The organism is Aquimarina sp. MMG016 (assembly GCF_018100805.1).
In the GTDB taxonomy this organism is placed as follows: Bacteria; Bacteroidota; Bacteroidia; order Flavobacteriales; family Flavobacteriaceae; genus Aquimarina.
This window is the reverse complement of sequence record NZ_JAGJEA010000010.1, coordinates 61,185-73,139: the sequence shown is the minus strand read 5'-3', so window position 1 is coordinate 73,139 and position 11,955 is coordinate 61,185. Positions and strand designations below refer to the sequence as shown.

Annotated in this window: 11 protein-coding genes; 7 read left to right on the top strand and 4 right to left on the bottom strand. The window is 31.8% G+C overall.

Going from position 1 to position 11,955, the window contains the following annotated elements:
* Window positions 1–75 precede the first annotated feature (75 nt).
* Window positions 76–591, bottom strand: coding sequence for a DUF2892 domain-containing protein (locus J8M14_RS17100; protein ID WP_211076035.1), 516 nt, complete (start codon window positions 589–591; stop codon window positions 76–78).
* Between the two features lie 170 nt (window positions 592–761).
* Here J8M14_RS17100 and rpmH point away from each other — a divergent pair, with 170 nt between their 5' ends.
* The 6 genes from rpmH (at window position 762) to J8M14_RS23110 (ending at window position 7,435) form a co-directional block, all read left to right on the top strand.
* Window positions 762–920, top strand: coding sequence for a 50S ribosomal protein L34 (rpmH, locus tag J8M14_RS17095; RefSeq protein ID WP_073314535.1), 159 nt, complete (start codon window positions 762–764; stop codon window positions 918–920).
* 99 nt (window positions 921–1,019) lie between these two features.
* Window positions 1,020–3,872 (top strand): carbamoyl-phosphate synthase large subunit, encoded by a 2,853-nt coding sequence (gene carB / locus J8M14_RS17090; protein WP_211076034.1) that lies wholly within the window; start codon window positions 1,020–1,022, stop codon window positions 3,870–3,872.
* A 282-nt stretch (window positions 3,873–4,154) separates the two neighbouring features.
* Window positions 4,155–5,132, top strand: a complete 978-nt coding sequence (locus J8M14_RS17085; protein ID WP_211076033.1) for a hypothetical protein — start codon at window positions 4,155–4,157, stop codon at window positions 5,130–5,132.
* Entirely contained in the window at window positions 5,132–6,880 is a 1,749-nt protein-coding gene (locus J8M14_RS17080) for a carbamoyltransferase N-terminal domain-containing protein (protein WP_211076032.1), read from the top strand. Before J8M14_RS17085 ends, J8M14_RS17080 begins: the two co-directional genes overlap by 1 nt.
* A complete protein-coding gene (locus J8M14_RS17075) occupies window positions 6,867–7,274 on the top strand; it encodes an SxtJ family membrane protein (protein ID WP_211076031.1) in 408 nt (135 codons plus the stop codon). The genes J8M14_RS17080 and J8M14_RS17075 overlap by 14 nt, the downstream gene beginning before the upstream one ends.
* A 2-nt stretch (window positions 7,275–7,276) precedes the next feature.
* Window positions 7,277–7,435, top strand: a complete 159-nt coding sequence (locus J8M14_RS23110; protein WP_247672682.1) for a DUF5989 family protein — start codon at window positions 7,277–7,279, stop codon at window positions 7,433–7,435.
* Here the strand turns inward: J8M14_RS23110 and J8M14_RS17070 are convergent.
* From J8M14_RS17070 to J8M14_RS23405, 3 genes are read right to left on the bottom strand one after another with little or no spacing between them, the layout of a single operon-like run.
* Entirely contained in the window at window positions 7,432–8,583 is a 1,152-nt protein-coding gene (locus J8M14_RS17070; RefSeq protein WP_211076030.1) for an SGNH/GDSL hydrolase family protein, read from the bottom strand. The genes J8M14_RS23110 and J8M14_RS17070 overlap by 4 nt on opposite strands.
* Window positions 8,567–9,241: a methyltransferase gene (locus tag J8M14_RS17065; protein WP_211076029.1), complete on the bottom strand. Its 675-nt coding sequence runs from the start codon at window positions 9,239–9,241 to the stop codon at window positions 8,567–8,569. The genes J8M14_RS17070 and J8M14_RS17065 overlap by 17 nt, the downstream gene beginning before the upstream one ends.
* Window positions 9,242–10,762: a radical SAM protein gene (locus J8M14_RS23405; protein WP_211076028.1), complete on the bottom strand. Its 1,521-nt coding sequence runs from the start codon at window positions 10,760–10,762 to the stop codon at window positions 9,242–9,244.
* 134 nt (window positions 10,763–10,896) lie between these two features.
* Here J8M14_RS23405 and J8M14_RS17055 point away from each other — a divergent pair, with 134 nt between their 5' ends.
* Window positions 10,897–11,901: a hypothetical protein gene (locus J8M14_RS17055; RefSeq protein ID WP_211076027.1), complete on the top strand. Its 1,005-nt coding sequence runs from the start codon at window positions 10,897–10,899 to the stop codon at window positions 11,899–11,901.
* Window positions 11,902–11,955: the final 54 nt, after the last annotated feature.

Here is an 11,955-nt window from a genome sequence, read left to right as displayed (position 1 = left end):
AAACTTACCAAGTTTAAGCCTTACTTTATAGTGATTATCTATTAGATAACGTAACTTAATAAACAATTAGTGTGCCTAAATCTTTTTCATTTGCTGTTTCATCATGGTGATTTGATCTTTCAGCATGTTATGCTTGTCTAATTTTTTAGCTTCAGTAAGTAATGTTTGAGCTTCTCTTTTACGGCGTTTGGTCATAGCGATCCCAGCAAGATTAAGTTTGGCAACAGCTAGGTCTTGATTCATAGATAAACCAAGTTTGATTGCTTTTTTTAGATATTTCTCTGCTTGAGTAATATTGGTTTGTGATAGCATAATACCAAGCAGATAATTATAATAGCCTTGTTGTTTTGTAGTTAAAGCGCTTTCAGGATTTTTTATTTTATTTAGCCATTTTTTAGCTCCATCAAAATCTTGTTTACGTAATCTAAGAAAAGCCAGAAGAATTAATTCGTTTTTAAAATATAGAAAAACAAAAATCAAGGATAGAAGAATAAGCATAATCCCATTGCCGATATACCCTTCAATCATCTGCCATACGGCTACTCCTATAATGATTGCTGCAATTACTAATTTTATATTTTTATTGTACATTTATTTGTTTGATTTTTGAGTCGCGGCAAAGGTAATAAAAACAAATAAAAATATTTTGATATTTAGGTTTGTGAAAGTAAAAACTCTTCGTATATTTGCCCGCAGTTTTGAGCAGATATACTCAAAGAGATCAATTTAGACATTTTTCAAGAAGATAAAGATAGATAGCAATGAAAAGAACGTTTCAACCATCAAAGAGAAAGAGAAAGAACAAACACGGTTTCAGAGAGCGTATGGCTTCTGTAAATGGAAGAAAGGTGTTAGCTCGTAGAAGAGCTAAAGGGAGAAAAAAGCTATCTGTTTCATCAGAGTTAAGACACAAACACTAATGATTTTCGTTAGTTAAAAATATTAAAGGTGTTACTTTTAGAAGTAACGCCTTTTTTTATATCAATTCATTAAAATTCATACAACACAATTTTAGATACATGCCAAAAAGAGAAGACCTTAAAAGTTTATTGATTATTGGATCTGGCCCAATCATTATTGGTCAGGCCTGCGAATTTGATTACTCGGGATCACAAGCATTACGTTCTTTACGAGAAGATGGAATTGAAACCACTTTGATCAATTCTAATCCGGCTACTATTATGACGGATCCTTCTATGGCGGATCATGTTTATTTGAAGCCGCTGAATACAAAATCTATTATAGAAATTCTTAAAGAACATCCTCAGATTGACGCTGTTTTGCCAACAATGGGAGGGCAGACTGCTTTGAATCTTTGTATCGAAGCGGATGAAAAAGGTATTTGGAAAGATTTTGGTGTAGAAATTATCGGTGTAGATATCGACGCGATTAATATTACTGAAGATAGGGAACAGTTTAGAGAGCTAATGCTGAAAATAGGAATTGGCATGGCACCACAAGCTACAGCCGGATCTTATTTGAAAGGAAAAGAAATAGCCCAGGAGTTTGGTTTTCCATTAGTAATTAGGGCATCTTATACATTAGGAGGGGCTGGAGCATCTTTTGTATACAAAGAAGAGGATTTTGATGAGTTATTGACCCGAGGACTGGAAACTTCGCCAATTCACGAAGTAATGATCGATAAGGCTTTGATTGGCTGGAAAGAATATGAATTAGAATTGCTAAGAGATGCCAATGACAATGTGGTGATTATTTGTGCAATAGAAAATATGGATCCGATGGGTATTCATACAGGTGATTCTATTACTGTTGCACCTGCAATGACCCTTAGCGATAAAACATATCAGCGTATGCGTGATATGGCAATTCATATGATGCGCAGTATTGGAGACTTTGCTGGTGGTTGTAATGTGCAGTTTGCAGTGAGTCCAGATGAACATGAAGAAATCATAGCGATTGAAATTAACCCTCGTGTTTCTCGTTCGTCAGCATTAGCGTCAAAAGCAACGGGATATCCTATTGCCAAAGTAGCTGCTAAACTTGCTATAGGATATAACCTGGATGAACTAGACAACCAAATTACAAAATCCACTTCGGCATTGTTTGAGCCTACATTGGATTATGTGATTGTAAAAATTCCACGTTGGAACTTTGATAAGTTTGAAGGATCAGACCGTACGCTAGGACTTCAAATGAAGGCTGTGGGAGAAGTGATGGGTATTGGTAGATCTTTTCAAGAAGCACTGCACAAGGCAACACAATCTTTAGAAATTAAGAGAAATGGTCTCGGAGCTGACGGAAAAGGGTATAAAGATTATGACCAAATCATTAGTAAACTAACATATGCAAGCTGGGATCGAGTATTTGTAATTTATGATGCAATACAGATGGGCATACCATTAAGTCGTATCCACGAGATTACTAAAATTGATATGTGGTTCTTGAAGCAATATGAAGAGTTATATAACCTGGAAAAAGAAATTTCTACATATACAATTCAATCTCTTACCAAAGATTTGATTTTGGAGGCAAAGCAAAAAGGTTTTGCAGATAGACAGATTGCGCATATGGTGGGATGTTATGAAAGTGAAGTGTACAATAAAAGAGATGAGCTTGGTATAAACAGAGTCTATAAGTTAGTGGATACCTGTGCTGCCGAGTTCAAAGCGGTAACTCCTTATTTTTATTCTACATTTGAGGCTGAAATTGAAACTCCTGATGGAACTGTCTCTGTACATAATGAGAGTGAAGTGAGTGACCGAAAGAAAATTGTAGTATTAGGATCAGGTCCGAACAGAATTGGTCAGGGTATAGAATTTGATTATTGTTGTGTACACGGAGTACTTGCCTCTGCCGAATGTGGTTATGAGACTATTATGATCAATTGTAACCCTGAGACTGTTTCTACTGACTTTGATACAGCTGATAAATTATATTTTGAGCCTGTTTTCTGGGAACATATCTATGATATCATCAGACATGAAAAGCCGGAAGGAGTGATTGTTCAGTTAGGTGGACAAACGGCCTTGAAGCTTGCAGAAAAACTAGACCGCTACGGGATTAAAATCATCGGAACAACCTATCAATCCTTGGATTTAGCAGAAGATAGAGGGAGTTTTTCTAAATTGTTAAAAGATAATAATATACCTTATCCGGAGTTTGATACTGCCGAGACTGCGGATGAAGCTCTGGAGGTAGCTGATCGATTAGATTTCCCAATTTTAGTACGCCCATCATATGTGTTAGGAGGTCAGGGGATGAAAATCGTAATTAACAAGCAAGAACTAGAAGAGCACGTTGTTGATTTACTACGTAAAATACCAAATAACAAGTTACTCTTAGATCATTATCTGGATGGAGCAATCGAAGCTGAAGCAGATGCAATCTGTGATGGTGAGAACGTATATATTATAGGTATTATGGAGCATATTGAACCTTGTGGAATTCACTCAGGTGATTCTAATGCAACATTACCTCCATTTAATCTTGGTGAGTTCGTGATGCAACAGATCAAGGATCATACACATAAAATTGCCTTAGCACTGAATACTGTAGGATTAATCAATATCCAGTTTGCGATTAAAGATGATACAGTGTATATCATAGAAGCCAATCCTAGAGCATCCAGAACAGTACCTTTTATTGCTAAAGCCTACGGAGAGCCTTATGTAAATTATGCGACAAAGGTAATGTTAGGAGAAAAGAAGGTTACAGATTTTGATTTTAAACCTCACTTAGAAGGTTATGCAATCAAACAACCAGTGTTTTCTTTTAATAAATTTCCAAATGTAAATAAGAAACTAGGACCAGAGATGAAGAGTACAGGAGAAAGTATTTTATTTATTGATGATCTTAAAGATGATCAGTTTTATGACTTGTACTCCAGACGTAAGATGTATTTGAGTAAGTAAATTACTTTATAATATTAATTTAAGATTCCATTGGATACTCTGTATTTAATGGAATTTTTCTTTAATAGGAAATTAAATTAGTTTAGATTTAACTTGTCCTAATTTGATTTAAATTATTATTGATTTTATTGGAGAAAACTACAGACCACAAAAAAAGCTAGAATCACTTAAAATCCATTAAGACGTTGTTAAAAAATACCTGTCATTAACTAATTTGAAAGAATTAACAAAATACTAAAGGGGAACTTTTGTGGTAGAAAGTAAAATTAAATGATATATTAATTGAAAAAAACTCTAAAATATTCTTATCAAATTATAATAGTTCTAACTATTACTATTTTTGTTTTTGAAGTTTCATATCGATTTTATGTAATTGATTTTTATAAATTAGAGTTTAGTAGCTTAAACAAAAATGTAGGAGATATTTCAAAGAATGTCGATTATCTGATTATAGGAGATTCATTTTCTACATATCCCGACAATTATGTAGATCTTCTGCGAGCAAAGTATCCTGAGAAAAAAATTATAAACCTAAGCATACCGGGTATCGGAATAAAACAGGTGAATAGTTTTGTAAGGTCTAAGATTAAAAAGTATAATCCAAAAAACATAATATATCAGGTCTATACGGGTAATGACCTTATCGATGTAAAACATTTATCTAATTGGAAAGAACTGTCAATACCAAGAAGTTTGTATTGGAAATTAACTGATTATTTTATGTCGGGAGTTTATTTAAATCAACGCCTTAAAAAATACAATCCCAATATTAAAACATCATATTCTGATAAAAGTGAGTTTTCTCCTGAACTCTATAATCAAAGGGAAGTGTTACTTTTCAAAACAAATAATGAGTTTCTTTATAAAAGTATCGTTTTAAAAGATGATTTTATAGATAGATATGACACTTGGAAAAAAGAGATGAATATTTTCTTAAACAAAATGCCAAAAAATAGCAATGTATTTGTCTTTTTCATTCCCCACTGTTCTCAACTTAATAATTACTATTTAACAAATATGGAACAACTAAATGGGGTGTTTGAGGATGTTGATTCTTTTCAGAAAACGGATTATCAATTTTACATTAATGCCAAACAGGATTTACAGAGTTTTGAAAATGTAACATTTCTAAATCCAATTTTATATCTTAGGCAAAAGGATCAAGAATTGAATCGATTGTATTTTAAGAATGATTCACATTTAAATGCAAGTGGACAAGTGGAGATTTTTAATTTTTTGGACAATTCAATTTTTAATTAATGTATATACTTGGAATTTCTGCATTCTATCATGATTCTGCCTGTTGTTTGCTTAAAAGTGGTAAGATTATAGCCGCTGCTCAAGAAGAACGTTTCACCAGAAAAAAGCACGATCCTTCTTTTCCACAAAGAGCTGTTGAATTTTGTCTTAAAGAAGCTGGGATAGATGTATCGGCAATATCATTGGTAGTATTTTATGAAAAACCATTTCTAAAATTTGATAGGATTATCAACTCTATTCAGGCGAATGCACCATTTGCTTTTGATTTTTTTAGAAAATCGATAAAAGCCTGGACTAAAACAAAACTTTGGATTCCTGCTATCATTAAAAAAGAATTACAATATTCAGGAAAAATTTTATTTTCAGAGCATCATGAATCTCATGCAGCGGCTACTTTTTTCACATCACCGTTTTCAGAAAGTGCGATTGTAACTATTGATGGAGTAGGAGAAAAGACCTGCACGACAATAGCATTAGGGAAAGGAAACCAGGTTACAATTTTAAAAGAGCAACATTACCCACATTCTTTTGGATTGTTATATAGCGCATTTACCCAATATTGCGGTTTTAAGGTAAATTCAGGTGAATACAAATTGATGGGATTAGCTCCTTATGGAAAACCAATATATAAAGAATTGATTTTGGAACATTTTGTTTCTATTTCAGATCAAGGCGAAGTGCGCCTTGATCTAAAATATTTCTCTTTTGATAAAGGAAAGTCAACAATTAATAAAACTTTTTGTGAAGTATTAGGAAAAAAAGCCAGAAAGCCAGATGGAGAAATGACTTCTTTTTATTGTGATATAGCTAGCTCAATACAGTCTATTACCGAAGATTTTTTGAAGATTATAACCAGTTACTCGCAGAAAGTGACAGGAATGAAAAATTTATGCCTTTCTGGTGGAGTAGCATTAAATTGTAAGGCAAATGGTGAGCTGATTAAAAATACAAATTACGAGGATATATGGGTGCAACCAGCATCTGGTGATGGAGGAGCTGCCGTTGGAGCTGCTTTTATTGGATATTATCATTATTTAAAAAATGAAAGGCAGTATGTAGCAAATGATTTACCAAGCCAGGCTTATTTAGGGGTTGGTTATACCGATGATGATATTATTGCCGTATTGCAGAAATATGATATAGAATATACAATACAGGATGATGATCAACTTTGTGATAATGTGTCAACTGCTCTACAGAATAAGAAAATAATTGGTTGGTTTCAAGGTAAGATGGAATTTGGCCCCAGAGCTTTAGGAAACCGAAGTATTTTGGCAAGTCCTTTATTTGAGGATATGAAAAAACATGTTAATATGAGTATTAAGAAAAGAGAAGGTTTCAGACCTTTTGCACCTATTGTGCTCGCTGAAAAAGCACAAGATTGGTTTTCTAATATAATACCATCTAAATATATGTTGTTTACTTTTAGTAGCGATAAAAAAAAAGAAATCCCATCGTGCATTCATGAAGATGGAACAGCCAGAGTACAAACTTTAAATAAAAAAGAGCACCCATTATTACACCAATTAATTAGTTCATTTGATCAAAAAACCTCTTGTCCTGTGTTGATTAATACTTCTTTTAATGTAAGAGGAGAGCCTATAGTAGCTTCGCCATTAGATGCACTGAAGTGCTTTTTTCAGACCGAAATGGATGTGCTTGTACTAGGGAATTACCTGATTGAAAAAGGTAACAATATGAATGCAAATGCTATTCTTACTAAACAAATACATTATGAATTGGATTAAAAGTAATTTTAATACTGTAAAGAAAAATAGTTTAGATAAAAAAAAACAAAGACAATTTGGGGTATTGGTTATTGCTTTGCTTTTAGCGATATTTTTTGTGTCAGTTTATAAGGATGGATTAATATTTAATAATAAGCAGATCATTACAGTAGTAAGCTCTTTAGTGTTAGGTGGATTGCTATTATTACTCCCAATACTTATTTTTCCTTTTTTGTTTATTTGGTTATTTGTAGGCAATATTTTGGGAGAGATCAGTTCTTTTGTTATTTTAGGGATAGTCTATTACCTACTTTTTTTTCCAATTACTTCTGTTTTAAAAATAACGAACAAGAAAAAAATAACTACTGGATGGATAGATAAAAAAGAAAGTATAGATTATGAAAAACTATATTGATCATGAATAAATCAGGGATATTTTTAGAGTTTTTGAAGTTTTTAATACGCCAAAAAAAATATTGGTTGATCCCCATTATTATTGTCTTGGTTTTACTGGGTGCTTTATTAGTTTTTACAGAAAACTCTGTAGTATCACCTTTTGTATATTCCTTGTTCTAGTTGTCAATCGTTTCAATATTTTTTTCAAAATAGGATTGTATGAATTTAAATATATTTTTAGATATTATCGTATTTCCTTTTTCTGCTATGTGACAAAAATCCGTATATATAGTCTCTGTGTTTTTATTGAAAGCATTGCTAATGTTATGAAAAGTAGAGTCTTTTTTTATCAAATCATTTTCTAAAATAAGATCATAAGAGTTAATGTATAATCTCTTATAATATTCATTCTTTTTAGCCATTATTTTTTCATGCTCCGAAAGTGTTTTATGTGAATATATGTTTGGCTGTAAAAAATTAAAAACTTTAAAGTTATATTGCATACTTAATGCATTAGTTATTTGTAAATTTCTAATGTAGTTATTTGCAATGTCTTCTGATAATTGATTGGACAGGTCAGGGGTAAAGGTTTTTTGCTTAAAAATTTTGTTTTGTAAATATTTAATAAATCGACTTGTATAGCTTGTGTTTAATAATAATTTAATTTTCCGAACATAATTAAACCTAACTTTAGATTCTTCTTTATTCAATTTTGCATTTGTAGGTAATCCAGCTTTGTTGTTTAAATATCCAGAAATCACCTCATTTACTCCATCATAAAAAATAACCATATCCGGTATGTTATTAGCTAGTAACTCCTTTTGCAACTGTATGTTCTCTACACTTCTATTATATCCGTGACACCCCAAGTTTGTAATTTCAATATTTCGTTGTGGAAATTTTTCATAAAGTAACTTTGACAGTTGTGATGGAATTGATAGAGAATCTCGAGCTCCAGTACTATACATAGTAGAACCTCCTAAGCAGAAAATCTTTAATGGATTAGAAGGGGTTTTTAAATTTAGGTTGATTGTTTTTCTATGCCCTTTTTTATCTATAGTATTATGTTTTGTGGATTTTTCTCTTAATTTAAAATGTACATAAGATTCCCATTCTGTGTCCAAATAGTATAATTCGTCATAAATTTCTTTTACAATTAAGGGATCTACATTTTGATAAGCTCCAGAGGATATTTTAAACTCTACATTTTTGTCGTATCGCCGTTTGTCATTATAATTAAATACAACAGAAAGAATCATTTCTAATATTAGAATCAGAAGGACTGTATTTCTAAGACTAATTAATATGGGTTTAATTAAACTCTTCATTTATGGAAATTTTAAAAATAAAATTTGTTTCACCCACTACTTTTTTTTCAAGAATACTTTTAAAAGATAGGTTGTTTTTTGAAGCGATAGATTCTATATGTTTTATTTCACAATCTTGAGACAATATCATTAAAACACAATTGTCCTTTTTTACATATTCGGGTAACTGAAAGAATAATTTTTTGAAATACTCAAAGTTTGATCCACAAAACCACGCCTCTTCTTTTATGTTTTTTGGTTCCTTAGGGTAATAGGGTGGATTAATAATAATGTAATCAAACCTCATATTTGTTAAGTTCTCAAATAGATCTGAATATCGGATAGAAATATGTAAATCACTTTTTGAGGAGGATACTTTTAATCCTTGTAAAGCAGAGGGATTAATGTCTGATGCGGTCACAATTGCTCCTTGATAAGCTGCAAATAATGAGATAATGCCTGAGCCGCAGCCTAATTCTAATAAAGTTTTATTTTTTAAGGATTGCGTTTTGAGATAATTCAGTAAAATTTTTGTGCTAATGGTTAGATGTGGCGGAAATACACCTGGATGCACAATAGCTTCAACGTTTTCAAACTTATATTTTCTCGGTTTTGAAAAATAAGTTTTAAAGCCTATTTTAGCAATGGGATGAATAATTCGTTTAATAATATTTCTCATCTATTCAGAATAAAACCCTTGGATTTCAGGTTGGCGATATTTCCAGATTTTATGCAGTGCTTTGATCTCGTAAGGAAATTGATACCACCCCAGTTTAAATCGATAACCAGATATTAATTTTAACATTTGTTTTTTATATCCTTTAATTCTAAAATCCGAAACTGTTGGGTAATATCCATTGAGTACGGTTTCAAAGTTTTTTATAGTGTCTACCATTTTTGGAGTGAGCCAAGGAGTTAGGGGGTTTTTGCGAAGATCAAATTTTTCCCAACTGGGAGAAATCCAATCTTCCAAGTTTTGGGGAAAAGAGAAACCAGCATCAATGATTTGTTGGTATAGTTCTGATCCTTCTGTGGGAACTGGACTGTATAGGTAAATAATTATTTCAGCATTAGGATTGATTTTCTTAATTTTTTTAATGAAGTTAATATCCCACAGAATTTGGTCATATACTTTCTTTTCATTTTCGGCAGGTAGCCCTAATACAAATGATAGCTCAGGAATAATATCTACTTTTTTCATACGCGCTACAAACTCTTCAATCATTTTACCGGATTGAGTGCCGCCTTTATTCATTTGTTTTAAGACTTCATCATTCCCTGTTTCGGCTCCCAGAAAAAACATGACGCATCCAGCTTTTCTCATTAAAAGTAAGTCTTCATCACTATACTTATTAATTGTGTCGATTCTTCCTTCTCCCCACCATTGTATATCATCATCCTTTATCAATTCAGAAAATTCTAAAACACGTTTCTTAGAGGTGAAAAAATTATTATCATGAAACTCAATTGCATCGATGTTATATTTTTCTTTAAAATATAAAACATCCTTATACACATTCGCTGCAGACTTTGCTTTCCATCTTGCATTATAAATTGGTACTACAGCACAGAAGGAACAGGTAAAAGGACATCCCATACTGGAATGATATGCTAATGTCTTGTTTCCTAAAAAAGTTTTGGATAGATAATTTTCTAAAGGATAAAAAGAATTTAAATATTCATAAGGCAAAGGAGGTAAACCGTCCTGATCTAATAATGCTTCTTTAGAAGTTTGTACGATCTTTTGATCTTTATTAAGATATATAAGATTTTTGATAGTATCGACTTGATCTAAATCTCTTCTTTCTAATGTATTTATAAGTTCTGGAAAAGTATTATCTCCTGGGCCAGTAACAATATAATCAACATACCCAGAAGTTATAGAAACTTTATATTGGTTTGATGCAAAATAACCACCCCAAATTATAATACTATTTGGATATTTTTCTTTCACCTTTTTTGAAAAAGGAATAGCTTGTTTCAATTGCGGACCAGGCATTACAGTTGAACAAAAATATTTGAATTCTCCCGTATCAAAATAGGAACTAATTGTTTTCCAAGGATCAGTTTCCAGGTTTCCATCTACAAAAACATAGTCATATTGTCCATGGATAGAAGCCCCAACTTGCAAAATTGTATTAGGAATCCTGTGTTTGGCATTTGCACTTCTGGGGTTGAATATTAGAATTTTGCTTTTCACAGGATAAAAATTACAGATTTTTTGCTTGTATTATGATTATTTCGACCGTATCGATTAGTTGACTCAGTTTTTCCCTGAAAATAAATAAAAATTCTAAATTAGTTCTTATATATTCGTTTTTTTATATGTATCCTATGATATCCAAGATTAATAGATTAAATTATTTGACTACTATTATTTCGGTAATCCTGGCAATATTTATATTTGAATTTGGCTTAAGGCTATTTATAGATAATCCTATTATTCATATTCCAGAAAATGAACCTGTTATATTTGAATATGATCCTAATTTAGGATGGAAGGGAAAGAAAGGACAATATATATTTCCGCCATATAGTCTTTCTGGTAAAGAGACCCAACTTTCAATTCTCGAAGATGGGGCAAGAATAACTTCGATTACACAAAATAGTGTTAGAAATACCTTACCAAAAATTGTTTTTTGTGGAGGCTCCTTTGTTCAGGGTTGGGGGGTGGATGATTGTGAAACCTGGGCATGGAAAGTGCAGGAAAAATTAGAAAACTTCGAAGTTTTGAATTATGGGACTAGTGGATATGGAACTTACCAGTCATTGCTAATGCTCGAAAGAAATTTACCACTTTTGAATAAAACAAAGGTTGTATTTTATGGATTTATAGATCATCATGAATTAAGAAACATAGCTGGAACTATATGGATTAAAATTCTTAATCGATCTTCTAAAAGAAAACAGGTATATGTTCCATATGCTACAATTGATAAAGACAGTGTTTTAAAGCGAAACTCTCCTGAAAAGTATGATAATTTTCCATTTCATAAACATTCCCGGGTGATACAACTATTAGAAGATGTTAGAGATAAGTTTGCTGGGGATGATAGAATTTATAATAAAAGAGTAGTTACTGAAAAAGTTATTTTAGAAATGAACAAACTATGTGAATCGAATGGAGTGACATTTGTTTTTGTGATATTATCTGCTTCTAAAGAAGTTAAGGATCATTATATTAAATATTCCGATAATAATCATATAAAAGTAATCGATGCCAATGTTGAATTAAGTGAAGATATGATTGTTGAAGGAGATGGTCACCCAAATGAAAAAGTACATTTGGAATGGGCAAATATTTTTTTAAAAGAGTTTAAAAAAATAGAGATTGACTAAGATTCTTTAGGCAATGTGTTAATTAGGTGTTGGCTAAGATTATTATTGATGTCA

Coding starts and splice junctions, on each gene's coding strand:
- J8M14_RS17100 (WP_211076035.1), bottom strand. CDS start 591: ATGTACAATAAAAATATAAAATTAGTAATTGCAGCAATCATTATAGGA.
- rpmH (WP_073314535.1), top strand. CDS start 762: ATGAAAAGAACGTTTCAACCATCAAAGAGAAAGAGAAAGAACAAACAC.
- carB (WP_211076034.1), top strand. CDS start 1,020: ATGCCAAAAAGAGAAGACCTTAAAAGTTTATTGATTATTGGATCTGGC.
- J8M14_RS17080 (WP_211076032.1), top strand. CDS start 5,132: ATGTATATACTTGGAATTTCTGCATTCTATCATGATTCTGCCTGTTGT.
- J8M14_RS17075 (WP_211076031.1), top strand. CDS start 6,867: ATGAATTGGATTAAAAGTAATTTTAATACTGTAAAGAAAAATAGTTTA.
- J8M14_RS23110 (WP_247672682.1), top strand. CDS start 7,277: ATGAATAAATCAGGGATATTTTTAGAGTTTTTGAAGTTTTTAATACGC.
- J8M14_RS17070 (WP_211076030.1), bottom strand. CDS start 8,583: ATGAAGAGTTTAATTAAACCCATATTAATTAGTCTTAGAAATACAGTC.
- J8M14_RS17065 (WP_211076029.1), bottom strand. CDS start 9,241: ATGAGAAATATTATTAAACGAATTATTCATCCCATTGCTAAAATAGGC.
- J8M14_RS17055 (WP_211076027.1), top strand. CDS start 10,897: ATGATATCCAAGATTAATAGATTAAATTATTTGACTACTATTATTTCG.